The sequence below is a fragment of the Mariprofundus ferrinatatus genome, from assembly GCF_002795825.1.
Lineage (GTDB): Bacteria > Pseudomonadota > Zetaproteobacteria > Mariprofundales > Mariprofundaceae > Mariprofundus > Mariprofundus ferrinatatus.
Window position 1 is genome coordinate 476860 of record NZ_CP018800.1, and the last position, 26766, is coordinate 503625.

Genomic DNA, 26766 nt, shown 5'->3' on the forward strand with positions numbered 1-26766 from the left:
AATTGCAGAATCGATACTGCGACAGGGCAAGAAAACGCCTGTCTCTTTTTCCTTGGAGATCCCATGTCATTAATCCGTCCGTTCGCTGGCCTGAGGCCTGCCGCCAATTTTGCCGATGCCGTGGTTGCGCCACCCTATGATGTGTTGAGCAGCAGCGAAGCACGCCAGCAAGCTGCAGGAAAACCATGGAGTTTCCTGCATGTCTCCAAGGCTGAGATCGATTTGCCAGAATCCACTGATCCTTTTGATGACTCCGTATATGCAAAGTCGAAGGAGAACTTCGGCCGCATGCTGGCTGAGGGCGTTCTTGTTCAGGATGATTCCCCCCTCTACTACGTCTATCGCCTGCAGATGGGTGAGCATGTGCAGACCGGCATTGCAGCCGCCGCATCGGTGGATGCCTATGACGCCGATCGCATCAAAAAGCATGAGTTTACCCGCCCTGCCAAGGAGGATGACCGTGTACGCCAGATCGAAGCGTTGAGCGCCCAGACCGGCCCTGTCTTTCTTGTCTATCGCGCCAATGCCGTTGTGGACGGGATTCTTGCTGATGTTGCCAGGCATGCGCCTGATATGGATGTCAGGGCCGATAGCGGGGTGCAGCATACCCTCTGGGTGGTTCGTGATCAGAAGCAGATCAATACCATCACCGCTGTATTCGATGAGATGGATGCGCTCTATGTTGCAGATGGCCATCACCGATCGGCGGCCGCGTCACGCGTGGCTGCAGCCCGCAAGGCGAAAAACCCCGGTCATAACGGGGAAGAGGCGTATAACTATTTTCTGAGTGTGATCTTCCCGCACGACCAGATGTATATCCTCGACTACAATCGCGTGGTGACTGACCTGAACGGCCTGGATGTGAACGCGCTGCTTGCCAGAGTGGCTGAATCGTTTGATGTTGAAATCGCTGACGATCCTGTTCACCCTGAAAGGGCGGGTAGCTTCGGTATGTATCTGGCCGGATCATGGTATGCGCTCGCCATCCACGATGAACTGATTCCACAGCATGATCCTGTGGCCCGTCTCGATGTATCCCTGCTGGCAGATCACCTGATTGAACCACTGCTGGGCATCTCCGATCCGCGCCGCGATTCGCGCATCGATTTCGTCGGCGGTATTCGCGGTCTCTCCGAGCTTGAGAAGCGTGTTGATTCGGGCGAAATGGCCGTTGCCTTTTCGATGTTTCCCACCTCAATGGATGACCTCATGGCAGTCGCAGATTCCGGCAATGTGATGCCGCCGAAATCGACCTGGTTCGAACCCAAGCTTGCCGATGGCGTGGTATCCCAGCTGCTGGAGGCCCGAGCGTCAGGTGATTAATCTGCTGGCGGACTAAACTCCCCCATATCTTTTATCTTCTCGTAGCAGTCGGGGCAGATGCCATGGCTGAATTGCGCTTCGGAGTGATTGTCGATGTAGCTCTCCATCTGCATCCATGAGCCATCCTCATTCTTGATCTTCTTGCAGTAGGAGCAGGTGGGCAGGATTCCCCGCAGTACCCTGATCTCGTGCATCGCCTTTTCGATTCGGCGGTTCTTTCTGCTGAGTTGATCATTGATCAGTTTCATTTCGCGCCACCATCTGAATGCGGCGATGGCCATGCAGACGGAAAAGACGATGGAGGCGGAGATCAGTTCATCCAGTTCCAGGCTTTCATGCGTTGAGGTAAATCGGACGATCCGCTCCAGCGCATCGAAGCGGGAAAAAATAAAGTAGGCGGCAAAGGTGATCGCCAGAATGACAAACATGTCTCGACGTACATTCATATAGTCTCGCCCTCTTCTTGGTTGCTACTACTATAGCAACAGAAGAGGGTTTATCAAAACAGGACTGGAATTGTGGGTTACCTATAGCAGGTCGAGAGCCCGGTTAAGTCCGCCGTAGGAGAGCGCATAGGGGGCGAGTTCGCGCACACGTGGCTTGGCGTGGAAGGCGATGCCCATGCCGGCAGCCTCGATCATCGGCAGATCGTTGGCGCCATCGCCGATGGCGATAGTCTGCGACATCGGGATATCCCACTCCTTCGCTTTAGTAAGCAAGGCGGTACGTTTGCTGGAGGCATCGACAATGTCCCCGATAAAGCCGCCGGTCAGTTTGCCACCAATAATCTCAAGTTCATTGCCCATGGAGAAGTCGAGTCCGAGCTTCTCTTCAAAGTGGCCGGTGAAAAAGGTGAAGCCACCTGATACGAGGCCGGTTTTCCAGCCGTGTGCCTGCAGTCCCCTGATCAGCGATTCCGCACCTTCGGTCAGAGTGATGCGTTCATCAAGAACACGCTGCAGCACACCCGCATCAAGCCCCTTGAGCAGTTTTACGCGCTCTGTGAAGGAGGCGACAAAATCGAGTTTGCCCTCCATCGAGAGCTGGGTGATCGCTGCAATACGATCCTTGATGCCCATGAAATCGGCAATCTCATCGATGCATTCGCACTGGATCAGTGTGGAATCCATATCCATCAGCAGCAGCCCCGGCTCTGATAGACTGGGTGATGGTTTAAGGTCTGTGACTGCAATATCGACTTTCAGGCGTTCGGAGAGCGGGCGAAGGCGCATGGTCATCGTTTTGGCATCAGCACTACCTGCCAGCAGCAGACGGCAGTAATCCGGCTGGGTTGCCACCTGCAGGATGCCGATACGCTCAAGCGCCAGTGATTCGCAGATCTCCTTGAAGGCCTCGAAACTGTCACAGCCAAAGATATGTGCGTTCATGTGCGCCGCTTCAAGTTCGGACTGCCAGATATCCAGGCGTTTGCCTTCGCCAAGGCTGATCTGCATCTGTACCGCTTCCAGTGTGTCGCAGCCGTAATGGTCGCGCAGCCGCCATGCATCATGGGTGCTGCAGAGAAGCAGCTGGCCGCCTCCGGGTGTTGCAAAGAGCGGGGAGGTTAACCGGATCGGGAGTTCGTAGTCAGGCGGCAGCAGAAAATTACTCAGCATGTGGCGGCTCCTTGCAAGGGGTGGGGATTACGATGATGAACTCTCAAGCAGTGAATCGAGAAAGGCAATGCAGCCTTTAAGCTGTTCGCGAAAATTCGACGATTCCTGCAGTAGTGTCAGGTTGCCATCAGGTGTGAGACGGAAGCGGTTCGGTTCTTTCTGAACCCGCATCAGCAGGTCCACCGGCTCAATTGGCGAATCGGCGGTGAAGTTCAGTCGCATCCCCTGCGCTGAACCGCGCAGCGATGCCAGTGCCAGTTGCTCTGAGCGCCAGCGGATTCGTTGCTGCTCCAGGCAATATTTTGCTTCATCGGGCATCCGGCCGAAGCGGTCGCTCATCTCCTCGAAGAGCAGAGTAATCTGCGCATCATCCGTTGCGCGTGAAATGCGGCGATAGAGGTTCAGCCGTTCGCCCGGTTGGGGCACGTAGTCTGGTGGCAGGATGGCATTCAGGCCGAGATGCATGTCGACAGGCTGCTTCGGCTTCCTGCTCTCACCCCGTGCCTCTGAGACCGCCTCGGTTAACATCTCCATGTACATATCAAGACCGATCTCTTCAATCCTGCCGCTCTGTTCAGCACCGAGCAGATTGCCTGCGCCGCGAATCTCCATGTCCTGACGGGCCAGCAGGAAACCGGCCCCGAGCTCGGTGTGCTCGGCGATCGCCTGCAGCCGTTCGCGTGCATCGGCGGTCATGGCGCGCGGATCCGGTGTGAAGAGGTAGGCATAGGCCTGGCGGTGGCTGCGTCCGACACGGCCTCGAATCTGGTGTAGCTGTGAGAGGCCGAGCAGGTCGGCGCGCTCGATAATGAGCGTGTTGGCATTGGGCACATCAAGCCCCGATTCAACAATGGTCGTGCAGACAAGGATGTGCAGTCGCCCTTCGTAGAAGGCCATCATCTGGCGGTCCAGCTCAGCCGGACTCATCTGGCCGTGGGCGATACCGATCTCCGCCTCCGGCACCTCCTCTCTCAACCTGTCGGCAATGCGCCCGATACTTTTCACGTGGTTATGCAGGTAATAGACCTGCCCGCCGCGATAGAGTTCGCGCCGGATCGCTTCAGCCGCGATGTGCGAATCGAAGCTGGAGACCATGGTGCGGATCGCCTCGCGCTCTGCAGGTGGCGTGCTGATGATTGAAACGGAGCGGAGTCCCGAAAGGGTCTGGTGCAGGGTGCGTGGAATCGGCGTGGCGGTGAGGGTAAGAAGGTCAACGCCGGCATGGAGCGCCTTCAGCTTCTGCTTGTGTTTGACACCAAAACGCTGCTCCTCATCGACGATGACCATACCAAGATCGGCGAATTCAAATGTGTCGGTGAGCAGCCGGTGGGTGCCGACCAGCACCCTGATCTCACCGGAAGCCAGTTCACGGGTGATACGCTCGACCTCTTTTTTCCCCTGCAGGCGCGAGATCATCGCCACCTTTAGTCCGGTGCCTGAGAAACGTTCGGAGAAGCTGCTGAAGTGCTGGTTGGCCAGCACTGTGGTGGGAGCAAGCAGTGCCACCTGGCGTCCCGATTCGGCCAGCACAAAAGCAGCGCGCATGGCAACTTCAGTCTTGCCGAAACCGACATCGCCGCAGATAACGCGGTCCATCGGACGCTCCCGTGCGAGATCCGCCATCACTGCGTCGATCGCTTCGGCCTGGTCATCGGTCTCTTCGAACGGGAAGCGGGCCACAAACTCCTCGTAGGCATCCAGTAGCGGCCCCTCGAGCCTGCATGGCGGGCGTCGTGCAGAGGTGCGTTCGGCCTCGATATCAATCAACTCATGGGCCATGGCCAGCAGGTCGCGCTGGACGCGCTCGCGGGTGCGTCTCCACCTCTCCGAGCCCAGCTTATTGAGCTGTGGCGACTCCTCACCGCTATACCGGTGCAGGCGGGAGAGCTCCTCGACGGGTACGAAGACATGGGCTCCGCCGGCATATTCGATCTTGATGAAGTCAGCCAGCTCTTCCTCATCGCCCATGGTTTCAAGGCCCTGGTAGCGGCCGACACCGTGGTCCTCATGAACCACCGGGTCGCCGATTTTCAGTTCGGCGAGCGAACTGAAAATGTCGGCGCGAAGCACGGTAGTGCCACGGCCGCGTTTGCGCGGCAGCCGCTGCCCCAGCAGTTCACGCCCAGTGAGCAGCAGTAGTTTTTCATCAGGCACGGCAAAGCCGGTATCGAGGTAGCCGATGCAGCTGGCGAACTTCTGGTTTTTGGCAATGCTCAGGGGATGCAGTTCGGGGATCTCTCCGGCAAGGTCGCTGCAGACTTCAAGCATGCGCTCCTGCTGGCCAAGGCCATGCGCGACCAGCGAGATGCGCCAGCCACTGTTGACTCTATCCAGTAACGTCTCCTGCATCGCATGCAGCGGCTGCCTGCGGTTGCTGAAATCGCTGATCGATGGCGCTGCTTCGATGGCGGTTCGGGCAAGGGGTTGGGGCTGTGTCGGGGTTTCTACCGCATAGAGTTCCTGCGGGCTGATGCTCGGCTCCGCACTGGCCTTCACCATTTCAAACTGGGCGCGCACCTGACCGGCAAAAGCAAGCTGCTGTGAATCAAGCCCTTCAGGCCCATAAACCGCCACATCTTCGGGCAGATAGTCGAGCAGGCGGGATGTTTTCTGGTATGCCAATGGCAGCAGCGCTTCAATGCCGGGATGGGGACGTCCGGCCATGGCAGCAGTCAGCATCGGATGTTTACGCAGCTGCGGGAAGCGGGAACGGAATGCGGCGACAAACTGCTCTCGTCCCGGTTCATCGAGAATCACTTCACGTACGGGAACCGAAGTGAAACACTTTAACGCCTCACCGCTGCGCTGGGTTTCAGGGTCAAAACGGCGGATGGATTCAATCTCGTCGCCGAACAGGTCGATGCGAAGCGGCGTTGACTCGGTTGCAGGCCAGACGTCGAAGAGGCCACCGCGAGCGGCAAACTCGCCGGGTGCCAGCACGCGCTCGGCTGCAATCATGCCGGCTTCCGAGAGGCGCGATTTAAGGGTGGTGATATCGAACGGACTCCCCTGTTCCAGTTGCCATACATGCGAGGCGACCGATTCAGGTGGTGCAATGCGCTGCAGCCAGGCGGGCAGGGGGGTCAGAATCAGCCCCGTCGGATTGGGCGTTCCAAGCAGCCGGCCAAGTGTGGCAAAACGCTCGCCGACAATCCCGTGGTGCGGTGATACACGATCGTACGGCAGCACCTCCCAGGCCGGAAATCGCCAGAGCAGTCCGGGTTCATGCTGTAGAAAGAAGGCGGTCTCTTCTGCCAGTTGCCGGTAGCTGCGAAGATCAGGGCAAATCCATACAGACAGCCTGTTGCTTCGGGCGAGCGCTGCCAGCTGCCAGGCAAGACCTGTCAGGGCTGATAAAGCCTGAGTTTTCTCGGTCGTATTACTCTCTGTCATCGGGCGGCGCATACTGCCTCAAAGCAGCAGGGGCAGCCACCTGTCAGCAGTGCTGCCCGGCTCAGCCTGCTGAGGCTGCTCTCGGGGCTGACATGTTGCGATGCGAGATGAGCGCAAGGGTGTTGTTGATGCGTGCCTTGAAGAGGGTGGTATTGAACGGTTTGAGCAGGAAGTCGTCGGCGCCGGCCTCGATATGTTTGGCGATCTCCCGATGGTCTTCGCTGTGGGTGATCAGGATGATGCCGGTATTGCGGAGTTCCGGGGTGCTTCTGACCGCTTCAATAATTTCATCGCAGTTGCCGCCGGGCAGGATGATATCGAGAAGGATCACATCAGGCCTGAGCTCCCTGATGGTCCGCAGTGCATGGCTGACGCCTGAGGCATGGATCGGGCAATAGCCGAGATGGTGGATCATCTTGTCGAGGATGATGTGAATGATCTCCTCGTCATCGACAGTAAGAATAAGGGGCGTTCCTCTCATGGTGCCTGTTCCTCCCGGGAAGAGCTAAACTTAGGCGAATGTGACGGCTGTGTGTACTTGCCCATCTGGCTAGTGAAGTGATCGTTTCAAGCATCTGGGCAGTGGTGTAGGTTTGCGCTGTTCGACAAACGAGAAGGAGGGCGCCTGTGCAGAACCATGATGAAAGCCAGAATTTGCTAAGCAGCAAAGAGGCGCTCCACCTTGCCAAATGGGATGAGTCTCGGCTGGAGGAGTTGCTTGCAGCGATGCATGGCTCGGAACTGGGCGAGCTGCTGCTGGCCTGTCGCAAAGACAGCGAGCGCCAGACCCTGATCGAATATATTCCCGATGAGTTGCTGGGAGAGGCGCTGCTCGAACTGCCTGAGCGTATGCAGGAAGAGCTGCTGGCCGATTTCAGGGCGGATGAAGTTGAGGATATGGTCGAGCATCTCAATTCCGATGATGCCGCCGATATTCTGCAGGTTGTTGATAAAGGTGTGGCCAGCGAGGTCATCGAACAGCTGGACCCTTCTGAGCGGCGTGAAATCGAGCAGCTGTTGACCCATGATGAGGAGTCTGCCGGTGGCCTGATGCAGGCCGAGTTGTTCAAGGTGCGCCATAACTGGTCGGTTGAGAAGGTTCTGCAGGTTCTGCGCCGCTTCGGCAGAGAAATTGAAAACCTGAACTACGTTTATGTGGTGGATGACGAGGATAAGCTGACGGGTGTTCTCTCACTGCATGCTATCCTTTTCGCTGAACCGGAGGTGATCGTTTCAGGGATCGCAAAGGCCGATTTTCCACGGGCACTTGCAGGACAGGATCAGGAAGAGGTGGCCCATATCTTTGAGAGGTATGATGTATTGGCGCTGCCGGTTGTCGATGAGCAGGGGGTGCTGATCGGACGCATTACAGCCGATGATGTGATTGATGTGATTCAGGACGAGGCTACCGAGGATATGTTCCGGCTGGCTGCTCTCTCGGATGATGACGACTTGGCAGAGTCTGTCGGAACGACAGCACGCAGGCGTGGCGTATGGCTGGCTCTGAATCTTGTGACTGCCATTGCCGCCTCGTTTGTGATTGCCCAGTTTGAGGCGACAATTGCCAAGGTTGTGGCGCTTGCCGTGTTGATGCCGATTGTGGCCAGTATGGGCGGTATTGCCGGCACCCAGACGCTTACAGTGATTGTGCGCGGCATCGCACTGGGGCGCGTGACATTCGACAATGCGCGCAGGACGCTGGTCAAGGAGGTCTCCGTCGGCATGGTTTCCGGACTCGCGTTCGCTCTCGTGATCGGTACGATCGCATCGTTCTGGTTTCCCGATCTCGGTATTCGGCTTGGATGGATTATTGCGGCGGCAATGATGGTGAACCTCTTTGCTGCAGCCCTTGCCGGCTCCGTGATCCCACTAACGCTGCAGCGTCTTAATGTTGACCCTGCACTGGCTTCCGGAACGATCCTGACCACGGTTACCGATGTAGTGGGATTCTTTTCGTTTCTGGGCCTGGCTACGCTGTTCCTGATCTGAGCTGTCGCCGATTGCCATTCAAAGGCGTGGCGCTAGGTTTACTATCAATTTTTTTCTATGGAGTTCTCAATGTCTGACGCTGTTCATCACTCTCTGATCATTCTCGGCTCGGGGCCTGCCGGTTATACCGCTGCAATCTATGCTGCCCGGGCCAATCTCAACCCGGTTCTGATTCAGGGGCATCAGGCGGGTGGTCAGCTGACGACCACTACCGATGTCGATAACTATCCGGGTTACAAGGATGGCGTACAGGGTCCGGAGATGATGGAGGACTTCAAAGCTCAGGCCGAGCGTTTCGGCACCGAGATGATATGGGATCATATCAATGAGGCTGACCTCTCATCGCGCCCGTTCACCCTGAAAGGCGATGATGGAACGTACACCTGCGATGCCCTGATTGTTGCCACCGGCGCATCTGCGAAATACCTCGGCCTGCCTAGCGAAGAGGCTTTTGCCGGCCGTGGCGTTTCCGCCTGTGCCACCTGTGACGGTTTCTTTTATCGTGGTAAGGATGTGGCCGTGGTGGGAGGTGGTGACACTGCTGTGGAAGAGGCGCTCTACCTCTCCAATCTCTGCAACAAGGTAACCCTTATTCATCGTCGCGACGAACTGCGTGCCGAGAAGATCATGCAGGACAAACTGCTGGCAACTGAGAATATTGATGTGGCCTGGAACAGCACCACCAACGAAATCCTTGGTGATGATTCGGGCGTGACCGGTATCCGGCTGGATTCGACTGTCGATGGCAGTCAGCGTGACATTGATGTGCACGGCGTGTTTATTGCAATCGGACATAAGCCGAACACCGATTTCCTGGCCGGCCAACTGGAGATGGATGAGACCGGTTATATCATCACCAGAGGCAAGGGTACGGCCACTTCGGTAGAGGGCGTGTTTGCTGCTGGCGATGTGGCTGATCCTGTCTATCGCCAGGCTGTTACAAGTGCCGGGGAGGGGTGCAAGGCTGCCCTCGATGTGGAGCGCTGGTTGGCCTCTCAGGAGTAGTATTGCAGCCGGCTCGTATAAGGTCGGCCTGCACTTGCCTGTGATCGCTTAGAATTTAACTGTTTGGCGCTTTAGCCGTTAGGCGTAGTCTGAGTTTCTACCGTGGGAGCGGTATGCGGTGAACAGAGCGCCCAGGAAGGGGAGGATCTCATGCAAGGCTTGATCGGAAGACCGGAAAAGGGTACGTCTGGTTCCATAGCCGGCCAGAAGTACCGCAGTGACCTGATTCTTGTTGCTGCTGTCACAGGTGTGGTCTGCCTTGCAGGGTTCGGTTTTGGTCTGTTTGACGCTCTGCGCAGCCACCTTCGCATCTCCGGCCAGTGGGATCTTAATGGCCCCCTGCTGCTGATCTCCGTTGCCTTGTCCTGGTATTTCTGGCGCCGCTGGAAGGAGTTGGAGCAGAGCAGCGGAGCGATGAATGCATCGTTAGAATTTCTGAGAAAGGTTTCCAAGACAGTTGAGGAGACGGGCGAAGCTGTTCTGATCACCGACATTAATGGCGTCATCGAGTATGCCAATCCGGCATTTTGCAGGAATACGGGGTATTCACTTGATGAGGTGATAGGCAAAGATCCCTCAATCCTGAAAAGTGATACGCAGGACCCGGCACATTACAAGGCACTCTGGGAGAAGATAGGCCGGGGTGAAGTGTGGAGCGGCATACTGATCGAAAAGCGCAAGGATGGAAGTGAATATCCCGCCATGATCAGGATCTCACCGGTTCATAATGATGCCGGAGAAATTACCCACTTTGTCTCTCTGCAACAGGATATGACAGAACAGAGAAAGCTGGAGGAGCAGCTCCTGCAGGCACAGAAAATGGAGGCGCTTGGCACGCTGGTTGGCGGCATTGCCCACGACTTCAATAACATGCTGGCTGCACTACAGGGCAATGTCTGCCTGGCCAAGATGAAGATGGACAATCCGGATGCTCTGTCCGAGAAGCTGGATAATATCGAACTGCTGAGTGTTCAGGCTGCTGAAATGGTGGATCACCTGCTCACGTTTGCCCGCAAGGGCAGGGTTGAGATGCATGCCATTGAGCTTGATGCCTTTATCAAAGAGGGGATTAAGCTGGGGCGGAGTGCGATTCCTGAAAATATCAGCTTTATCACAGATGTTACTGATCAGAGCGTGATGGTGAATGGCGATACCACACAGCTGCAGCAGGTGCTTATGAATCTGCTTAACAATGCCCGCGATGCAGTTGCCGGGGTCGAAAAACCGGCTATTCGAATCACTCTTGAACGCTATCAACCTTCGCATCGGTTTCAAAATGCGCATCCCGAAGTCAGTGGCGGCCAGCTTGTGAAGCTTTCCGTAAGCGATAATGGTTGCGGTATTCCCGCTGAGTATATCGACAAGGTATATGATCCGTTCTTTACCACCAAAGGGGCGGGTAAGGGTACAGGACTTGGGCTGGCCATGGTTTACGGAGTCGTCCAGTCGCATGGGGGGATTCTTGAAATTGTCAGCCGCGAGGGTGAAGGCACGGCCATTCACATCTACCTTCCGCTGCTGCATGAGCCCCGGGAAGAGCTGAGCAGGGTCGTACATCAAGCCGTTGCCGGTGAGGGAGAGACGGTATTGCTGGTGGACGATGAGCAGACCGTGAGTGTCGTTGTCGGTGAGGTTCTGCGGACCCTCGGCTATCAGGTGGTTGATATCGCCAATGGACAGGAAGCGCTGGACTATTTCATGACACATCGTGATGAGATAGATATGGTGATTTCGGACATGGTGATGCCGGAGCTGGGTGGCCCCGAACTGGTCAGGCGGATCCGCCAGCTCAACAGCAAGATTCCGGCAATCCTCATTAGCGGATACGACGCTTCAGGCAGCATAGAAGAGGTGGAGCAGTTCGATAACTGTAAGCTGATGAGTAAGCCAGTGGCCATCGTTGAGCTTAGCCGGATGATGAGATCAATGCTCGGAGCCAGGGCCAGCCTCTGCTAAAAAACTTTTATCAGTACGCAATACGACGTACTGTTTGACGATGAATATGAAGAAACAGCGGGAGAGTATCCGAAACGACCTTGTCGTCGTCGTTGTTTCATTTCTGATATTCTGGACAGCAGGCTTCTATCTCGACCTTTTCGAGGTCGTTCATGACTATCTCCATACATATGAGGCGTTTCAGCTTGATGAGCTGCTGATGGCCATGCTGTTTGCCTCCTTCGCTGCTGCCTGGTTCTCCTGGCGGCGCTGGCGGGAAACCAGGGGTGCGTTAAGTCGGCTGCGGAAGTCCGAAACCTATATCCATGATATCGTCAACAACATGGACGTTGGCCTGCTGGTATACCAGCTTGAAAATGTCGATAACGACCGCACCCTGCGGCTTATAAGCGCAAATCCTGCTGCCTCTGAGCTTATCCGTTCTGATATCTCCAGCCATGTCGGGCAGACCATTGATGAGGCGTTTCCCGGGCTTCGTGCGTTAGACCTGCCTGCAAAGTTTGCCAGGGTGGCGTGCACTGGCGAATCGTTTACCCTTGATGATGTTCACTATGGTGATGAACGGATTGCTCCATCCAGCTTCTCGTTCAAGGCCTTCGCATTGCCGGATCAATGTGTCGGCGTGAGCTTTGAAAACACCTCTTCACGTACCCGGCTTGAGATGAAGAGAGCGCGCGACAGGAAGATGACGGACAGCATAAACCTGGCGCAGGAGCTGTTTATCAGGGAGGCACCAGCGCAGGAGATATTCAGTACACTGCTGGATGAATACCTCTCCATTACAGCAAGTGAATATGGTTTTATCGGCCGCATTCTCCATACGGATGAGGGCGTGCCCTATCTCAAGGTATTTGCCCTGACCAATATTGCGTGGAATGAAGAGACGCACGCGCTGTATGAGAAGTATAAAGATTCCGGCATGGAGTTCCGGAACCTGAAATCGCTGTTCGGAGAGACAATCCGGTCCGGAGAGATGGTCATCGCCAACAATCCCGCCAATGACCCGAGAGGCTGTGGTATTCCGGCCGGGCACCCGCCTCTGAACAGTTTTATGGGGCTGCCGATTACTATCGGCGCCCAGTTTGTCGGCATGGTCGGTGTCGCCAACAGGGCTGAGGGGTATCATGAGGCTATCAAGGCGGAGCTGGAGCCACTGATCTCGGCATCAGCCCAGCTCATCTCGGCATACAATATCGATCAGCAGCGCAAACAGGCTGAAGATCTTCTGAAGAGAACGATGGAGAGGCATGAGGAGGCACAGCAGGTGGCTCATCTGGGCCACTGGGAGCTTGACCTGATCAGCAATGAATTGAGCTGGTCGGATGAGAACTACCGCATTTTCGGGGTGCAGCCCGGCACTGTGAATACTTATGAGACCTTCCTGGCAACGGTACACCCCGATGATCTGGCACACGTCAACGACGCCTTCCGCTCATCCGTGGCGAACAGAACCTTATATGATATCGATCATCGCCTGCTGATGCCTGATGGATCCGTCAAGTGGGTCCATGAGCGCTGCAACACCTATTATGATGATAGTGGAACACCCCTGCGCTCAGTGGGCACTGTTCATGATATCACGCATTTCAAACTTGCCATGCTGGAGCAGGAGAAAACAGCATTATCGCTACGTAAGATTTCCAAGGCAGTGGAAGAGGCGGGCGAGGGGGTTATGATCACCAACCGCGATGCGCAAATTGAGTATGTAAACCCCGCATTCTGTCGCACCACCGGATATTTGCGCGAAGAGGTTATTGGCAGGAACCCCTCAATACTGAAAAGTGAGGCGCAGGATCCGGACTACTACAGGGAGCTGTGGGCAACGATCAGCAGTGGCCGGATATGGCAGGGAACACTGATCGACCGACGCAAGGATGGCTCCTTCTATCCGGCCCTGACGACTATCTCTCCCATTCATGATGACGATGGGCGGATATCGCACTACGTATCGCTTCAGCAGGATATGACCGAGTACAAACAGATGGAGGAGCAGTTCCTGCAGGCCCAGAAGATGGAGTCCATCGGCACGCTGGTTGGCGGTATCGCCCACGATTTCAACAACATGCTGGCGGCGATACAGGGGAACCTCTACCTGGCCAAGATGCGGCTGAAGAGGCAGGTGCCGGAGGAGGCGCTGGACAAGATTGAGAATGTCGAGCGGATCAGCCTCTCGGCCGCCGAGATGGTCAAGCAGCTGCTTACCTTTGCCCGCAGGGATTCGGTTTCCATGGGTGGTTTGCTTGTCGGTCCCTACATTAAGGAGGCGATTTCGCTCTCCAGAAGCGCCACCCCCGAAAACATCTCGATTGCCTCCTATATCTGTAAGGAGATGCTGCATGTGCACGGGGATAGTACTCAGATTCAGCAGATGGTGATGAACCTGATTAACAATGCCCGCGATGCAGTTGAAGGGGTGGCTGAGCCCAGAATCACGGTTCGACTCGATCCCTTTATTCCCGATGAGGCATTCAGGATGCACTACCCTGCCGCCACGGAACAGATGGTGCGCCTCTCTGTTGCAGATAACGGTTGCGGAATTGGCGAGAAGAATCTGCAAAAGATTTTTGAACCGTTCTTTACCACCAAAGGGGTGGGCAAGGGTACTGGGCTTGGCCTGGCCATGGTGTTTGGTGCGGTTAAAAGGCATGACGGCATAATTGATGTAGAGAGTACCGAGGGAGCAGGAACCGAGTTCATCATCTACCTGCCGCTTGTGAGTGACGTGCTGGATGTTCAGGAAGGGCATGCTGATGAGTTGTCCGCCGGACAAAATGAGTTGATTCTTCTTGTCGATGATGAGGATATGCTGCGTAATACCTCCGCTGAACTGCTGCGGAATATCGGCTACAGGGTTATTGATGCGGCTGATGGCGAATCTGCCCTGCAACTGTTCCGCGAGAGCAGCAAGGAGATATCCCTGCTCATCACCGATATCGTCATGCCAAGGATGGGGGGTGTCGAACTGGCCGAGGCGGCTCGAAAAATTCGTGAGGATATCCCTGTTATCTTTATCACAGGCTATGATCGCGAGCAGTCGCTGGCCGACAGCCACGGCGGTGACAAAAGCATGCTTCTGAATAAGCCGTTTGAAGTTGCATACCTTAGCCAGGTCATCCGCAATCTGATTGACGCGTAGGCTGTTTCACCTTTTCAATGCAGTGCATGCTGCGTAATGTTCATGCATGACGAATAGCCCCGATTTCACCCCCAAAGCCGTGCTTCTTGATCGAGATGGTGTGATCAATTTCGATTCTCCTGACTATATCCTTACCCCCGATCAGTGGCTTCCGGTTCCTGGAAGTCTGGAGGCGATTGCGCGCCTGCATGCGGCAGGAATCAGGATCGCCATCGTCAGCAATCAGTCGGCTCTCGGGCGTGGCATGGTTGACCGGGATACCTTTAATGCGATTCACGGCAAGATGATGCTGGCCATCGAGCAGGCGGGAGGCTTTATCTCGCATGTCGCCTATTGCCCGCACGGGCCGGACGACTGCTGCAGCTGCCGTAAGCCACTGCCTGGCATGGTTTTTGAATCACTTGCCGCACTGGGTATTCCCGATTCGCCTGAACAGGCGCTGTTTATCGGCGATTCCGTCCGTGATGTGCAGGCGGCCTTTGCAGCGCGCGTGCCCGCCATGCTGGTGCAGAGCGGATATGGCGATAGCGATGCGATTCTGCAAAAATCCCGTCAGCTGATGCCGGAGATCAGGGCCTTTGCCGATCTGGCATCGGCCGTTGATTTCGTGTTGGGAGATAGCTGATGCTGGCCGTAAGATCTGCCCTGTTTAATGCCTGTTTTATGATCCTGACACCGCTCTTTTCGCTGCTGGTGATCCTGTTTCGGCCGTTCGGATTTTCCGCCTCATGGTTCTGGGCAAAGCTGTGGTCAAACACCATTTTTGTGCTGCTCAGGCTGCTCTGCGCTATTCGTATTAAGATCGAAGGCAGGGAGCATCTGCCTGAACACGCCTGCGTCGTGGTGGCCAAGCACCAGTCGGCCGCCGAAACCGTGGCCATGCCGATTCTCGTACCCCCCTATACATGGATTCTCAAGCGCGAGTTGTTCAATATTCCGTTTTTCGGTTGGGCTCTGGCACTGATGGGCACGATCGGCATCCGCAGGGGAAGCCCGCGTGAGGCGATCAAGCAGGTGATCAGTGACGGTTCGAAAAAACTCGATGAGGGACGCTGGGTGGTGATTTTCCCGGAAGGAACCCGTTCTGCAGTTGGCACTGCCGGCAACTATCAGCCCGGCGGCGTGATCCTCGCCCACAAGGCTGAGGTGGGGATTTTGCCCCTGGCGCATAATGCCGGCGCGCTCTGGCCGAAGCGCGGCTTTATCAAGAAGCCCGGCACCATCACCTTCCGCTTTCTCCCCTATATTCCGGCGGATGAGGTCAAGTCCATTCACCGTAACGAACTGCTGAAGCGATTGCAGAACGATATCGAAGCTGCCACCCGCGAGCTTGGCGGCTAAGCAGGTCAACATGAAAAAGGGCCTGCATTTGCAGGCCCTTTTTGATTGCAGTCAACGGTTGCGAATTACTTCTTACTCTCTTCAATTTCGATGCCGCTTTCAGAAGCTACATCTGCCGCATCATCAATCTCCGGTGTCTCCTCTTCAGCTGCCTTGATGACCTCAGGCTCTTTTTTCTCTTTCGCCCGGGCAGCTGGCTCTTCATCAACATCAGGCTCTGCTACGGCATCGTCAATCAGCGCTGCATCGGATGGCCACGCGTCAAAGGGGAAGGGGCGTTTCTCGGTGTTGAAGGTCAGATAGCGGTAAGCCTGGTAGAGGTAGGTGGCCAGCTGGCTTGAAAAAGAGAGCAGCTGTTCGTTTTTGTTGCCGCTGAAAAGAACCCAGAGAAACTGCACGGCAACGGCAAGTACCAGGATCAGGCGGGTTGCACCGAAAATAACGGCAAACAGCAGCATGAAGACCAGCCGCATCCAGATGTTGCTGTCTGTAATGTGTTCTCTCAGTTCATCGCTCATGGTTAATCTCTCCTCGAATTATTGGCCGGTGTTTTACCGATGCGGTTATCCTAGCAGAGGTGCGATCACCAGAGAAACGATAGCCATCACATTAATCAGGATGTTCATGGATGGTCCTGAAGTGTCTTTGAACGGATCGCCGACCGTGTCACCAACGACTGCCGCTTTATGCGTATCTGAGCCCTTGCCGCCAAGGTGTCCCTTCTCAATATACTTCTTGGCATTATCCCAGGCGCCGCCTGCATTTGCCATGGTCAGTGCCAGCAGAACACAGCCGACGAGCGCGCCGCCAAGCATGCCTCCGAGGGCTTCAGCACCGAGTCCGAATCCGACAAGAACCGGGGCAACGACAGCCAGAACACCGGGTAGCACCATCTTCTTGAGGGCAGCATTGGTGGCAATGCTGATGCAGCGGGCATGGTCGGGCTCTGCCGTCCCCTCCATCAGTCCCGGGATATCTTTGAACTGGCGGCGGATCTCCTTGATCATGGCAAAGGCCGCATCACCAACTGCGGTCATGGTCAGCGAAGCAACCCAGAAAGGGAACAGGCCGCCGATAAACATGCCGACCAGTACAATCGGTTTGGATAACTCAAGGCTGAAGCCAGGGATATTTATAGACACGGTCTGTACAAAGGCGGTGATAATGGCCAGTGCAGCAAGCGCTGCGGCTCCGATGGCGAAGCCTTTGCCGATAGCGGCAGTGGTGTTCCCCAGCTCATCAAGCGAGTCGGTGATGGCACGGGTCTTTTTGCCAAGGCCGGCCATCTCGGCGATGCCGCCGGCATTATCTGCAACCGGGCCGTAGGCATCGATTGCCATGGTCATGCCGACGGTGGCCAGCATGCCAACTGCCGCAATGCCCACGCCGTAGAGGCCGCACAACTTGGTGGAGATAAATATAATAGCGGCGATGGTCAGCACGGGAATAATCACGGACTGCATGCCGACAGCGAGGCCTGATATGATCACCGTGGCAGGGCCTGTTTCACCCGCCTTGGCAATATCACGTACCGGCTTGTCGCCGGTATAATACTCGGTGATCAGGCCGATAATGATGCCGCCAATGGCGCCGGAAAGCACCGCGCCCCAGACATGGGAAGAGATCTCACTTAACGTAATGACGAAGTAGGCGGCGGCGATAAATAGCAGCGAAGCGCCGATGGTGCCGGCACGCAGCGCGGCCTTCGGCTGATGGGCTGAGAGCATTTTGACAATGGCAATGCCGATCATGGAGCAGATCAGCCCCGCCGAGGCCAAAGCCAGGGGCAGGAACATCAGCGTCTGCTGCGCTCCCAGCGGGTCGAGCACATCCGCAGTAAGTGTGGAAGCCATGGCGATCGTCGCGATGATTGCACCGCAGTAGGACTCGAAGATATCGGACCCCATGCCGGCAACATCGCCCACATTATCGCCCACATTATCAGCGATTACGCCCGGATTGCGCGGATCATCTTCGGGGATACCTGCCTCTACCTTGCCCACCAGATCGGCGCCGACATCCGCACTCTTGGTGAAAATGCCGCCGCCGACACGAGAGAAGAGGGCAACGGAAGATGCTCCCATGCCGAAGCCGTGGATGGCGTGCGCGGTTTCAGGGTCGCCGCCGAAAAAGAGATAGAGGGTGCCGAGCCCCAGCAGACCGACAGAGGCAATGGTCAGCCCCATAACAGAGCCGCCGAAGAAAGCGATGGTCAAAGCCTGGCCCGCACCCTGATCGCGTGCGGCCATGGCGGTGCGGACATTGGCCTTGGTGGCGGCAAACATGCCGCAATAGCCGGCAAGGGCGGAACATGCCGCACCGACGAGAAATGCAATTGTCGTATTGATACCAAGGCTGACACCGAGAGCAAATGCGACGATGGCCACGAAGATGGAGAGAATCGTGTATTCACGCTTCATGAACACCATGGCGCCGAGGTGAATCGCTTCAGCAATGGCGCTCACCTTGCCTTCACCTGCCGGATATTTTTTGATGGTCTGATAGATATACCATGCTGCCGACAGGCCAAGAATGCCGAGTATGACCGGAATCAGGTTTGTGATCATGAAATCCTCCCCTAACACGAACTGTTATCGTTTGCTGCAAGCCAAAAAAAAGGCGGTTGATTGCTCAACCGCCTTTATGAAGTTTTAAACCTGAACCGTCAAGCTTCTGCCTGATAGCGCGCTGCTGAATCCATGATCTCTTTTTTGGCTTCCTCTGCATTGCCCCAGCCGGTCACCCTCACCCACTTGTTCTTCTCCAGATCCTTGTAGTGCTCGAAGAAGTGTTTGATCTGATCGATCAGGAATGCAGGAAGGTCTTCAGGCCCCTTCACATCGCAGTAGTACGGCTTGAGCCTGGAAGCAGGGACAGCCAGAATCTTCGCATCCAGCCCCGCCTCATCCTCCATCTGCAGAACGCCAACCGGGCGGCATGGAATCACACAGCCGGGAATCAGTGGATACTGGCTCACGACCAGTACATCAACCGGATCACCATCATCGGAGAGCGTATTCGGCACAAAGCCGTAGTTGCATGGGTAGTGCATGGCGGTGTGCATGAAACGGTCAACAAATACGGCGCCGGACTCTTTATCCAGTTCGTACTTGATCGGATCGGCGTGCTGCGGCACTTCGATCACGACATTGATATCCTCGGGCGCATTGGCCCCTACAGGAATTTTAGAAATATCCAAGATTTACTCCCCCTGATGTTTTTTCGATAGTGTAGATGCGAATCGCTCTGTCTGCACTGACTTTTTCTGTTATACGTTGAAACGGAAATGCATCACATCGCCATCTTTGACGATATACTCCTTACCTTCCAGGCGCATCTTGCCCGCCTCTTTGGCCTTGGCTTCGCCACCCAGTGTCACGAAATCTTCATAGGCGATCGTCTCGGCACGGATAAAGCCTTTTTCAAAATCGTTATGGATCACAGCCGCCGCTTTCGGCGCAGTGTCGCCGCGATGGATGGTCCAGGCACGCACCTCTTTGACTCCGGCAGTAAAGTAGGAGATCAGGTCGAGCAGCGTATACGCCTCGCGAATGACGGTGTTCAGGCCCGGTTCGGCGAGCCCCAGATCGGCAAGGAACTCATCTCTTGAATCTGCATCCATCTCAACAAGTTCAGATTCGATTTGCGCCGACACCACGGCCACGCGTGCCCCCTCCTGGGCGGCATACTCGCGCACCTTCTCCACATATGCATTGCCATCGGGCAGCGAGCCATCATCGACATTGGTGACGTAAAGAACCGGTTTGTCGGTCAGCAGCCACAGCTCTCTGAGTTTCTTCTTCTCGTCGTCGCTCAGCCCCTGCCTGCGAACGGGTGTTCCATCCTCAAGCGCCTTCAGAACCCGCTGCTGCAGCTCAAGCTGCGCCCTGGCATCCTTGTCGCCGGTTTTTGTGAGCTTCTCAACGCGGATGTTCGCCTTCTGAACGGTCTCCATATCCTTGAGCATCAGTTCGGTATCGATGATCTCAATATCGGAGATCGGATCGACCTTGCCAGCCACATGGGTGACATTCTCATCCTCGAAGCAGCGGACCACATGGGCGATGGCCGCACACTCGCGGATGTTGGCAAGGAATTTGTTCCCCAGCCCCTCACCGGATGAGGCGCCTGCAACCAGTCCGGCAATGTCGACAAATTCTACCACGGCATGCTGGATCGCTTGCGGGTTGACGATTTTGGCCAGTTCATCGATGCGCCGGTCTGGAACCGGAACGATTCCAACGTTCGGGTCGATCGTGCAGAAGGGGTAGTTGGCCGCTTCTGCTCCGCCGCCGTTCAGCGCATTGAACAGGGTGGATTTACCTACATTGGGGAGACCGACAATGCCGATACTTAATGCCATGGATTGCTCCTGAAATTTGCTTCCATATTAATTGTTCAAAGAGAGGTGGATGCGGTTGGCTGCAGTGTCGGCCCTGCCGTCGAGCAGCGTGCCGATTTCATCCATCAGCGCTGCAAAGATACGGTTTTCATCCGCGCGATCGCCCTCATCCGCTTTGCCCAGAACCCAGGCCGAAACATCGTCGTGGGGCGGGCGCCCGATGCCGATCTTGATGCGGGTATAGTTCGCTGTTTCCAGATGGGCGTTGAGGGACTTCAGCCCGTTATGGCCGCCGTGGCCGCCACCGCTTTTGATCCTGAGTTTCCCGCTTGGCAGGTCGAGATCATCGTAAACCACAAAGATATCCTCGACATCCACCTGATAGTAGCGGGCCAGGGCCCCGACGGCTTCACCGCTGTGATTCATGAATGTTTGCGGTTTAATCAGCAAAACGCGCTGGCTTGGCGAGCGGTTCCAGATTGATGTTTCGGCATGAAAACGAGGGGCTGCGTCAAAGCGCAGCCCCTCCGATTTTGCCAGCAGGTCGAGAAAACGAAAGCCGATGTTGTGGCGCGTCTGCTCGTATTTGCTGCCGGGATTACCCAGGCCGACAAGCAGCTTCACTGAAACTTAGTCCTCAGCGGACTCTTCAGCGGCTTCAGCAGCCTCGCCTTCTTCACTTTCGCCACCACCGGCACCCTTCGGAGCCGAGATGTTGAGCACGGTGAAGTTGGTGTCGTGGTGAATCTCAACACCCTTAGGCAGCGCAACGTCTTCGATGTGAACGGTGTCGTTCATGTCGAGTTCAGAGCAGTCGATCTCGATGTGCTCAGGAATGGAGTCCGCACGGCAGGAAACTTCCAGCGAGTGACGGATCAGTGCAACCATGCCGCCCTTGGCAACGCCCGGGCATTTTTCGAAGTTGATGGCCACAACAGGGACATCCATGGTGATGCTGTCTTTGGCGGATACACGCATAAAATCAAGATGGGTCGCGGTGTCCATCAGTGGGTCGTACTGGGAGTCCTTCAGCAGTACGGTGTTCTTGCCGCGTGAGCCTTTCACCTTCACTTCAAGCATGGAAGTGTGGAAATGCTCTTCATTCAGCAGCTTGGAAACTGTGTTGTAGTCCATGCTGATCGGCAGGTCAGGTTTGTCGCCGCCATAGATAATGCCAGGCAGTTTGCCTGCACGGCGCAGGCGGCGGGTTGCGCCACGGCCGGTCTCTTCACGAAGCTCAGCTTCTACAATATAATCACTCATCGTATATCCTCCAAAAATAACACCGTCGGGTTGTCCCGTGACGGAGTCGCGTCGATAGTGGTTTTCAACGCGGGCGCGCACTCTATGCACTGCAGCGTAAAAGTCCAATTGTTGTATAGTCACAGTGTGGGGTGTAGAGGTTGGTATATATGGGGAGAGGACGATGGCGGAGGGAGCTGGATTGACGGATTGTGATTGCAGGACACGGTTGCGCGGATGAGCCTCCAGGCGGTAATGATTTTAATCCTGCTGGTCTGCATGAATGCGACGTTCGGCTTCTATGTCTATATCCGCTGTTGCCCTCGTGAAGAGGTGATGATTGCCATGCGTGAAGATGAGTATGCCCGCTTCGAGGATGCTGTGCCGCCAATGAAAATGCTCAACCCGTTAGGCCGGAGAATTGCGCTTCTTACCTATGCCAGCGCTTCCGCTTCGCTGCTGCTGATCTCCGAGCTTTATCGCAACCTTTAGGCCGCTGCTGATCAAACGCACCAATCCGGCAGGGCCCGACCCCCTTACCGGGAGCCTGGAACAGCTTCAGCCCTATGTTCCGATCACCAGGCGGAGGTTCAGTGTCCGCCTGCTCTTTTTAATATCCGCAGTTGCTCTTTCAGGGTAACTATTTCAGCCATCATTCCAAACAGTTCAGTCGATAACTCCTCTCTTATTTTCGTCATGGCGCTGTTTGCCTGATTCGCCACTGCTTCTACCTCATGGCTGGTTGCCGTCGGCGGCAGCATCAGATTCATCTCCAGATTGATGCCTTTAATATATCTGTCCAGTACCTTTTCGGCTTCGGCACGCATAAAGCTGAACGATTCAGCACCCTCTGCGCCGATCTGCACAGCAAGCTCCTGAATGAAATCGTCAACGATTGTCGCTGTTCGCGATTTACTCGCCGGGAACGGAATTACCTGGCCCATTGTCACTCTCCTGCCGCCCTGGGTTTGCCATCATTGCAGGGCGGTAATGCATTTGTTCACTTGGGTGCCAGGACCCAAGGGTTCACACTTACATCTCCTGATATCTATTATTTATATCGCAACAGGTCGGTTCGGCTTTAGTTTGCTTTTGCGTGTCATGTGCAGCCCTGCCGGATAGCACTCATTGAGACGTTGATATGTAAATGGCCTGCACCCTTCGGGCGCAACAGCTGCAGATCATCTCTCCCGATGCTTTACTGGGAGCGGGGGGCAGGCAGGCGGCGAAACAGGTCGGAAATTCGGGTTGAACTGTCGCCCCGCACTCTCACAATAGGGCGCAGTGTTTATGGGTGAGGAGGCGGCATGGATATTGATCTTAAAAAACTTGATGATGGCGCCAGGGCTGTAGTCGTGATGATCTGGTTTGCAGCCATCGGCATTACACTCGTCAGCGGTGGCTCAGAGCAGCTTGGTTTCGCGATCGTGCAGGCGCTGGTCTGGACACTCATGTTTATGGTTTTCTACATGCTTGGCAGATGGATTTATAAAATCAAACGCAATAAGGGTTGATCTTCCACACGAAACTGGCGGCTAACGCATGCCATGCATTGATGCTAACTTTACGACAGTTGTTTAACCCGACTCTGGAGGCGTGCAAAAACGGATGAAAGATCGATTGATTGCATGGCTGCTGCCGCGACTGATCAAAGTGGTGATCGCCTTTCTGTCGCATACGGTCCGCTGGCAATATGTCGGCGACCGCTATGACCCTGCCGATCCTGCCCGCCATATCTTTGCTTTCTGGCACGCTCGCCTGCTGATGATGGGAACCGGGCTGAAGGGGTGTCGCGGTTACACGCTGATCTCCGAGCATCGCGACGGCGCCCTGATCGCCGATGCTCTGCATCTGCAGGGGTTCAGGACAATCCGTGGTTCATCGACGCGCGGAGGCGCCAGGGCCCTGCTGCAGATGGTGCGCACCTTTGAGAAGGAGCGGTGCGATTTCGGCATTACACCGGACGGGCCGAAGGGGCCGCGTGAGAAGGTGAAGATCGGAACGGTGCAGCTGGCGAAGAAAACCGGGCTGCCAATCCGTCCGGTCTGTTATGCGAGCAGAAGACAGTGGCGCATCACCTCATCGTGGGATCACTTCTATATTCCCAAGCCGTTCAGTCGGGGCGTGTTCGTCTATGGTGAGCCGGTATCTATCGCTGAAGATGCGGATGATCAGGAGTCACTAAAGCGTGTTCAGCAGGCGATGGATGAGGTCCAGCAAAAGGCGGACAGTTACTTCTCCTGACGACTGACTTTCTTGCAGGTTGCTCCCAGATCAGCATGCCAGTGCAATCCAAAACGATACCCTGCTGCAATAGACGACTGGCTTAGAACGTCCAAGTTTGGACAACTACACTTTCAACTAATGTCTGCCATTCGCGGCAAAATTGCATGCGCAGCAATAAAATGCGCTCAATTTATGGCGTTGTTAGTTACCCGTTCCATGGCAGTGGTGGATTTGGGCCTCCGCTTCTAACCAATCGTGTAGCTGACAGTCTCCTTCAAAGCCGCGTTTTTCAGAAAGGAAATAAGCAGCATTAGAGATTCTTTCCCTGATCTGTTCGGGATTATTTTTAGCACCCCGATTTGAAACTTTTATTTTTCTGGTCATTTGTGACTCCACTAGATCAGGCTGAAATTCTGATCAAGATGTCTAGGCTATACCTAAGCATGGCGATAGATATAAATTAAACCGCCACTGATTTACTCGACACACTCTGAGTGCCCGTTGTTGGCCGACTGTTGCCGATCACGACAGGCGACTCACGGCCAACCCCGGCCATTCAGAAATAGCGCGTTGCAATTTATCAACGCAAATCATCCGCATGTGATATACTTAGATATGCGAGGTGTATCATATGGCGCTTTTTCATCATGTCGAAGACTCAAAGCCACTATGCGAATTATTTTCGGAAATAATGAGGTTGTTCGGACATGAAATCATTTCGTTTAGCAACGGGCTTAAATATTTAGAATACATCGAAGATGAGGAAGCTGCTTGCCCTGTAGCTGTATTTACTGACATAGATATGCCTGTAATGGATGGGTATGAGATGATAGAAAAAGTCATCGGAAGATATCCCAATCGTTTAATTGTGGTTCTCTCTGCTCATGCAGAAAGAGGAAATGTGAATGAAATACATGTATTTCAGCATGTGGATAAACCATTCCAAGCTTCATCCTTGGAGAAATTAGCTAAGGTATTAATTGCTAAAAAGCTCTCTCTTGGAGCAAGTGCTGATTTGCTGAATGTCTGAAAGTGGCCGTTATTGCCCCCTGGAGATCGGCAGGCATTGGCCGTTCTAAGCCAGTCATCATATTGCAGCGGAGTGCAGGTTTAGAGCTCCTGGCCATCACGGAAAAACGCCAGTGCAATCCCTGTCGGGCTTCTATAGTGTCAGCATAAGTTTACGATAAATAACCGAAACAGGGGTGTGTATGAATCAATTTCCATCACCGTTTTTCCGTTGGCGTCCACACCCGTGGCACGGACTGGAGGTGGGCCCTGAACCACCCAGACGCGTGCAGGCATTTATCGAAATATGCCCCTTCGATATGGTGAAATATGAGGTGGATAAAGCGACTGGTTACCTGCGTGTGGACCGTTCGGTGCGTTCATCTTCGCAGCATCCGACCCTCTACGGTTTTATTCCGAGGACATACTGTGGCGAACGTGTCGGCAAGCTGATGGAAGAGGCCAGCCGCGGCGATGGCGATCCGCTCGATATCTGCGTGATTACCGAACGCCCGATCTCCAAGACCGAGATTATTCTCAATGCCCGCGTGGTCGGCGGCCTGCCGATGTGCGACAATGGCGAGGCGGATGACAAGATCATCGCTGTCATCGAGGACGATCCGTTATGGGCGAAGGTGGATGATATTGCTGAGTTGCCACCGGCGCTGATTGACCGCCTGATGCACTATTTCCTCACCTACAAGTATGTGCCGGGCAAGGAGCATCAGGTGTCGATCGGAGAGCCGTACGGCTATGAGCATGCCAGGGTGGTGATCGAAGCGGCAATCAACGACTACAACGAAAACTTCGGAGGGCAGTAACCACTCCCGACTACATGGTTGCCAGCTTTGCCATTGCCGTGGCGAGCAGTGATGCGCCGGCGGCAATCTGTGCAGGGGAGCTGTATTCGTCGCGGGAGTGACTGATGCCGGCACGGCAGGGGATAAAGATCATGCCGACCGGAATCCGGGAGCCGTCGTGGCGCATCTGAGAGGCGACTGTGCCCGCATCATGCCATGCGCCGCTCGGCAGCCGCATCTGGCTGAGATTGAGTTCGTCGCACCCGTCAGCAAGTAAGGCCTGAATGTCGGGGTCCAGTTCGGCGATGCCCGGCTGATCTGAAAATGTGTCGATTTCGACAGTCACGCCGAACCGCACGGCTGTATTTTGAATCAGGGCGAATGCCTTTTCACAGTAACTGTTCACCACTTCGGCATCCGCTCCCCGCACCTCGAACGAGAAGCAGGCCGCGCCGCTCACCTTGGTGACGGCGTTGTCATTGAGCGGAAGTCGGGCGGAGTCGTGTATGTGCGGGTTGATCATGCCGACAGTCTGTACGAGATCGGCGCCGTTGCTGTTTGTGCGCTGCATCAGGTGATCAAGTTCCACCTGCATGTATGCCATAGCCAGGTTGGCATCCTGCCTGAATTCACTGCCCATCGGGGTGGCGCCGGAGTGGTCGAATGTGCCGCGAATCCTGATCCAGCTGCGTTTTGAACCGCGAATCGCTGTCACGATGCCAATATCCAGATTTCCGGTTTCGAGAACTTTTCCCTGCTCGATATGCAGTTCAATAAAGGCGGCAATCGAGTCGCGCTCGGCACTGCTGATGGCCGGCTGGCTGCGCTTGATACATACCGGATCCACGCCCTGGCTGAGCATCGCATCTGCAAGCGTCACTCCCTGCCATGTTTTTTCCAGCGCTTGCGGTTCAAGTGTGGCGAATGCAGCCCGGGAGCCAATGGATGTCACCCCGAAGGTGGCAGACTCCTCGCCGCGCCAGACGCGCAGGCGAACCCCCCGTGTTAATACCGATTCTGACTGCTGAATCGCAAGCAGCGCTTCAAGCCCGGCAACAACACCCGCTGTGCCGTCGAAATTGCCGCCGCCCGGTACGGTGTCGATATGCGAGCCGGTCTCGATCCATTCGGAATAGTTGCCGGCTGATTCAATGATAAGGTTGCCGGCGGCATCGTAGCGGCAATTAAGACCGCGGCCGGATGCGGCCTGTTCGAGAAGGGCCATGGCCGCGCTCTCCGGATCGGAGTAGGGGGGGCGCAGGAATCCGTTTGCCGCATTGCCGTCAATGGCTCCCGTGGCATTGAGCGGGGCATATCGCCGCTCGATCGCCTCAGGATGAATGCGGATAGAGTTCATGTGAGCAATCCGTCGCTTTGGCGACGATGCGC

The 26766-nt window shown here is 55.4% G+C and carries 25 protein-coding genes; 12 read left to right on the plus strand and 13 right to left on the minus strand.

Going from position 1 to position 26766, the window contains the following annotated elements; genetic code table 11:
- Positions 1-63: 63 nt before the first annotated feature.
- On the plus strand, positions 64-1323 hold the full coding sequence (locus tag Ga0123462_RS02330; RefSeq protein WP_100264821.1) for a DUF1015 domain-containing protein: 1260 nt from the start codon (positions 64-66) through the stop codon (positions 1321-1323).
- Here Ga0123462_RS02330 and Ga0123462_RS02335 read toward each other — a convergent pair.
- The 4 genes from Ga0123462_RS02335 to Ga0123462_RS02350 all read right to left on the minus strand — a co-directional run bounded on the left by Ga0123462_RS02335 (position 1320) and on the right by Ga0123462_RS02350 (position 6813).
- Positions 1320-1769: a hypothetical protein gene (locus tag Ga0123462_RS02335; RefSeq protein ID WP_157821236.1), complete on the minus strand. Its 450-nt coding sequence runs from the start codon at positions 1767-1769 to the stop codon at positions 1320-1322. The two genes, Ga0123462_RS02330 and Ga0123462_RS02335, sit on opposite strands and share 4 nt — an antisense overlap.
- Before the next feature lie 81 nt (positions 1770-1850).
- Positions 1851-2939: a phosphoserine phosphatase SerB gene (serB, locus tag Ga0123462_RS11515; protein WP_232726532.1), complete on the minus strand. Its 1089-nt coding sequence runs from the start codon at positions 2937-2939 to the stop codon at positions 1851-1853.
- A gap of 27 nt (positions 2940-2966) precedes the next feature.
- Positions 2967-6332, minus strand: a complete 3366-nt coding sequence (mfd, locus tag Ga0123462_RS02345; protein ID WP_100266445.1) for a transcription-repair coupling factor — start codon at positions 6330-6332, stop codon at positions 2967-2969.
- Between the two features lie 61 nt (positions 6333-6393).
- The gene (locus Ga0123462_RS02350; protein WP_100264823.1) at positions 6394-6813 is read right to left on the minus strand and encodes a response regulator; all 420 of its coding nucleotides are present in this window, start codon (positions 6811-6813) and stop codon (positions 6394-6396) included.
- A 146-nt stretch (positions 6814-6959) separates the two neighbouring features.
- On the opposite strand from Ga0123462_RS02350, the gene mgtE reads away from it, so the two are divergent.
- From mgtE to Ga0123462_RS02380, 6 genes are all read left to right on the plus strand, one after another.
- Positions 6960-8321 carry a magnesium transporter gene (gene mgtE, locus Ga0123462_RS02355; protein WP_100264824.1) on the plus strand — a complete coding sequence of 454 codons (1362 nt, stop codon included), beginning with the start codon at positions 6960-6962 and terminating at the stop codon, positions 8319-8321.
- A 69-nt stretch (positions 8322-8390) separates the two neighbouring features.
- Entirely contained in the window at positions 8391-9326 is a 936-nt protein-coding gene (trxB, locus tag Ga0123462_RS02360; RefSeq protein ID WP_100264825.1) for a thioredoxin-disulfide reductase, read from the plus strand.
- A 150-nt stretch (positions 9327-9476) separates the two neighbouring features.
- Positions 9477-11282 carry an ATP-binding protein gene (locus Ga0123462_RS02365; RefSeq protein ID WP_100264826.1) on the plus strand — a complete coding sequence of 602 codons (1806 nt, stop codon included), beginning with the start codon at positions 9477-9479 and terminating at the stop codon, positions 11280-11282.
- A gap of 40 nt (positions 11283-11322) precedes the next feature.
- Positions 11323-14418, plus strand: a complete 3096-nt coding sequence (locus Ga0123462_RS02370; protein WP_100264827.1) for a PAS domain-containing protein — start codon at positions 11323-11325, stop codon at positions 14416-14418.
- A gap of 46 nt (positions 14419-14464) precedes the next feature.
- Complete coding sequence (locus Ga0123462_RS02375) at positions 14465-15043, plus strand: D-glycero-alpha-D-manno-heptose-1,7-bisphosphate 7-phosphatase (RefSeq protein ID WP_100264828.1); 579 nt, start codon at positions 14465-14467, stop codon at positions 15041-15043.
- A complete protein-coding gene (locus Ga0123462_RS02380) occupies positions 15043-15759 on the plus strand; it encodes a lysophospholipid acyltransferase family protein (protein WP_100264829.1) in 717 nt (238 codons plus the stop codon). Before Ga0123462_RS02375 ends, Ga0123462_RS02380 begins: the two co-directional genes overlap by 1 nt.
- A 65-nt stretch (positions 15760-15824) precedes the next feature.
- Here Ga0123462_RS02380 and Ga0123462_RS02385 read toward each other — a convergent pair whose 3' ends face one another.
- From Ga0123462_RS02385 to Ga0123462_RS02410, 6 genes are all read right to left on the minus strand, one after another.
- The gene (locus Ga0123462_RS02385) at positions 15825-16277 is read right to left on the minus strand and encodes a DUF4389 domain-containing protein (RefSeq protein WP_100264830.1); all 453 of its coding nucleotides are present in this window, start codon (positions 16275-16277) and stop codon (positions 15825-15827) included.
- 45 nt (positions 16278-16322) lie between these two features.
- Positions 16323-18326 (minus strand): sodium-translocating pyrophosphatase, encoded by a 2004-nt coding sequence (locus tag Ga0123462_RS02390; protein WP_100264831.1) that lies wholly within the window; start codon positions 18324-18326, stop codon positions 16323-16325.
- 98 nt (positions 18327-18424) lie between these two features.
- Complete coding sequence (gene ppa, locus Ga0123462_RS02395; RefSeq protein WP_100264832.1) at positions 18425-18958, minus strand: inorganic diphosphatase; 534 nt, start codon at positions 18956-18958, stop codon at positions 18425-18427.
- Positions 18959-19027: 69 nt separating this feature from the next.
- On the minus strand, positions 19028-20122 hold the full coding sequence (ychF, locus tag Ga0123462_RS02400) for a redox-regulated ATPase YchF (RefSeq protein WP_100264833.1): 1095 nt from the start codon (positions 20120-20122) through the stop codon (positions 19028-19030).
- A gap of 27 nt (positions 20123-20149) precedes the next feature.
- Positions 20150-20725, minus strand: coding sequence for an aminoacyl-tRNA hydrolase (gene pth, locus Ga0123462_RS02405; protein WP_100264834.1), 576 nt, complete (start codon positions 20723-20725; stop codon positions 20150-20152).
- Positions 20726-20731: 6 nt separating this feature from the next.
- Entirely contained in the window at positions 20732-21364 is a 633-nt protein-coding gene (locus tag Ga0123462_RS02410) for a 50S ribosomal protein L25/general stress protein Ctc (RefSeq protein ID WP_100264835.1), read from the minus strand.
- Positions 21365-21598: 234 nt separating this feature from the next.
- On the opposite strand from Ga0123462_RS02410, the gene Ga0123462_RS02415 reads away from it, so the two are divergent.
- A complete protein-coding gene (locus Ga0123462_RS02415; protein WP_157821237.1) occupies positions 21599-21835 on the plus strand; it encodes a hypothetical protein in 237 nt (78 codons plus the stop codon).
- Between the two features lie 98 nt (positions 21836-21933).
- Here the strand turns inward: Ga0123462_RS02415 and Ga0123462_RS02420 are convergent, their stop codons facing one another.
- Entirely contained in the window at positions 21934-22287 is a 354-nt protein-coding gene (locus tag Ga0123462_RS02420) for a hypothetical protein (RefSeq protein ID WP_100264837.1), read from the minus strand.
- A gap of 363 nt (positions 22288-22650) precedes the next feature.
- On the opposite strand from Ga0123462_RS02420, the gene Ga0123462_RS02425 reads away from it, so the two are divergent.
- Both Ga0123462_RS02425 and Ga0123462_RS02430 read left to right on the plus strand, forming a co-directional pair.
- A complete protein-coding gene (locus tag Ga0123462_RS02425; RefSeq protein WP_100264838.1) occupies positions 22651-22857 on the plus strand; it encodes a hypothetical protein in 207 nt (68 codons plus the stop codon).
- A gap of 94 nt (positions 22858-22951) precedes the next feature.
- Positions 22952-23587, plus strand: a complete 636-nt coding sequence (locus Ga0123462_RS02430; protein ID WP_100264839.1) for a lysophospholipid acyltransferase family protein — start codon at positions 22952-22954, stop codon at positions 23585-23587.
- Positions 23588-23770: 183 nt separating this feature from the next.
- On the opposite strand, the gene Ga0123462_RS02435 is transcribed toward Ga0123462_RS02430, so the two are convergent.
- The gene (locus tag Ga0123462_RS02435; protein WP_100264840.1) at positions 23771-23953 is read right to left on the minus strand and encodes a DUF2934 domain-containing protein; all 183 of its coding nucleotides are present in this window, start codon (positions 23951-23953) and stop codon (positions 23771-23773) included.
- A gap of 247 nt (positions 23954-24200) precedes the next feature.
- Here Ga0123462_RS02435 and Ga0123462_RS02440 point away from each other — a divergent pair, with 247 nt between their 5' ends.
- Together Ga0123462_RS02440 and Ga0123462_RS02445 are read left to right on the plus strand one after the other, a co-directional pair.
- Positions 24201-24599: a response regulator gene (locus Ga0123462_RS02440; RefSeq protein ID WP_100264841.1), complete on the plus strand. Its 399-nt coding sequence runs from the start codon at positions 24201-24203 to the stop codon at positions 24597-24599.
- 181 nt (positions 24600-24780) lie between these two features.
- Positions 24781-25398: an inorganic pyrophosphatase gene (locus Ga0123462_RS02445; protein WP_100264842.1), complete on the plus strand. Its 618-nt coding sequence runs from the start codon at positions 24781-24783 to the stop codon at positions 25396-25398.
- Between the two features lie 10 nt (positions 25399-25408).
- Here the strand turns inward: Ga0123462_RS02445 and Ga0123462_RS02450 are convergent, their stop codons facing one another.
- Complete coding sequence (locus tag Ga0123462_RS02450) at positions 25409-26734, minus strand: hydantoinase/carbamoylase family amidase (RefSeq protein ID WP_100264843.1); 1326 nt, start codon at positions 26732-26734, stop codon at positions 25409-25411.
- Positions 26735-26766 lie beyond the last annotated feature (32 nt).

What these genes read in the sequence shown, in the direction of transcription:
- Ga0123462_RS02330 (WP_100264821.1), top strand. Translation starts at nt 64, where the DNA reads ATGTCATTAATCCGTCCGTTCGCTGGCCTGAGGCCTGCCGCCAATTTT.
- Ga0123462_RS02335 (WP_157821236.1), bottom strand. Translation starts at nt 1,769, where the DNA reads ATGAATGTACGTCGAGACATGTTTGTCATTCTGGCGATCACCTTTGCC.
- serB (WP_232726532.1), bottom strand. Translation starts at nt 2,939, where the DNA reads ATGCTGAGTAATTTTCTGCTGCCGCCTGACTACGAACTCCCGATCCGG.
- mfd (WP_100266445.1), bottom strand. Translation starts at nt 6,332, where the DNA reads ATGACAGAGAGTAATACGACCGAGAAAACTCAGGCTTTATCAGCCCTG.
- Ga0123462_RS02350 (WP_100264823.1), bottom strand. Translation starts at nt 6,813, where the DNA reads ATGAGAGGAACGCCCCTTATTCTTACTGTCGATGACGAGGAGATCATT.
- trxB (WP_100264825.1), top strand. Translation starts at nt 8,391, where the DNA reads ATGTCTGACGCTGTTCATCACTCTCTGATCATTCTCGGCTCGGGGCCT.
- Ga0123462_RS02365 (WP_100264826.1), top strand. Translation starts at nt 9,477, where the DNA reads ATGCAAGGCTTGATCGGAAGACCGGAAAAGGGTACGTCTGGTTCCATA.
- Ga0123462_RS02370 (WP_100264827.1), top strand. Translation starts at nt 11,323, where the DNA reads ATGAATATGAAGAAACAGCGGGAGAGTATCCGAAACGACCTTGTCGTC.
- Ga0123462_RS02375 (WP_100264828.1), top strand. Translation starts at nt 14,465, where the DNA reads ATGACGAATAGCCCCGATTTCACCCCCAAAGCCGTGCTTCTTGATCGA.
- Ga0123462_RS02380 (WP_100264829.1), top strand. Translation starts at nt 15,043, where the DNA reads ATGCTGGCCGTAAGATCTGCCCTGTTTAATGCCTGTTTTATGATCCTG.
- Ga0123462_RS02385 (WP_100264830.1), bottom strand. Translation starts at nt 16,277, where the DNA reads ATGAGCGATGAACTGAGAGAACACATTACAGACAGCAACATCTGGATG.
- Ga0123462_RS02390 (WP_100264831.1), bottom strand. Translation starts at nt 18,326, where the DNA reads ATGATCACAAACCTGATTCCGGTCATACTCGGCATTCTTGGCCTGTCG.
- ychF (WP_100264833.1), bottom strand. Translation starts at nt 20,122, where the DNA reads ATGGCATTAAGTATCGGCATTGTCGGTCTCCCCAATGTAGGTAAATCC.
- Ga0123462_RS02410 (WP_100264835.1), bottom strand. Translation starts at nt 21,364, where the DNA reads ATGAGTGATTATATTGTAGAAGCTGAGCTTCGTGAAGAGACCGGCCGT.
- Ga0123462_RS02415 (WP_157821237.1), top strand. Translation starts at nt 21,599, where the DNA reads ATGATTTTAATCCTGCTGGTCTGCATGAATGCGACGTTCGGCTTCTAT.
- Ga0123462_RS02420 (WP_100264837.1), bottom strand. Translation starts at nt 22,287, where the DNA reads ATGGGCCAGGTAATTCCGTTCCCGGCGAGTAAATCGCGAACAGCGACA.
- Ga0123462_RS02425 (WP_100264838.1), top strand. Translation starts at nt 22,651, where the DNA reads ATGGATATTGATCTTAAAAAACTTGATGATGGCGCCAGGGCTGTAGTC.
- Ga0123462_RS02430 (WP_100264839.1), top strand. Translation starts at nt 22,952, where the DNA reads ATGAAAGATCGATTGATTGCATGGCTGCTGCCGCGACTGATCAAAGTG.
- Ga0123462_RS02435 (WP_100264840.1), bottom strand. Translation starts at nt 23,953, where the DNA reads ATGACCAGAAAAATAAAAGTTTCAAATCGGGGTGCTAAAAATAATCCC.
- Ga0123462_RS02440 (WP_100264841.1), top strand. Translation starts at nt 24,201, where the DNA reads ATGGCGCTTTTTCATCATGTCGAAGACTCAAAGCCACTATGCGAATTA.
- Ga0123462_RS02445 (WP_100264842.1), top strand. Translation starts at nt 24,781, where the DNA reads ATGAATCAATTTCCATCACCGTTTTTCCGTTGGCGTCCACACCCGTGG.
- Ga0123462_RS02450 (WP_100264843.1), bottom strand. Translation starts at nt 26,734, where the DNA reads ATGAACTCTATCCGCATTCATCCTGAGGCGATCGAGCGGCGATATGCC.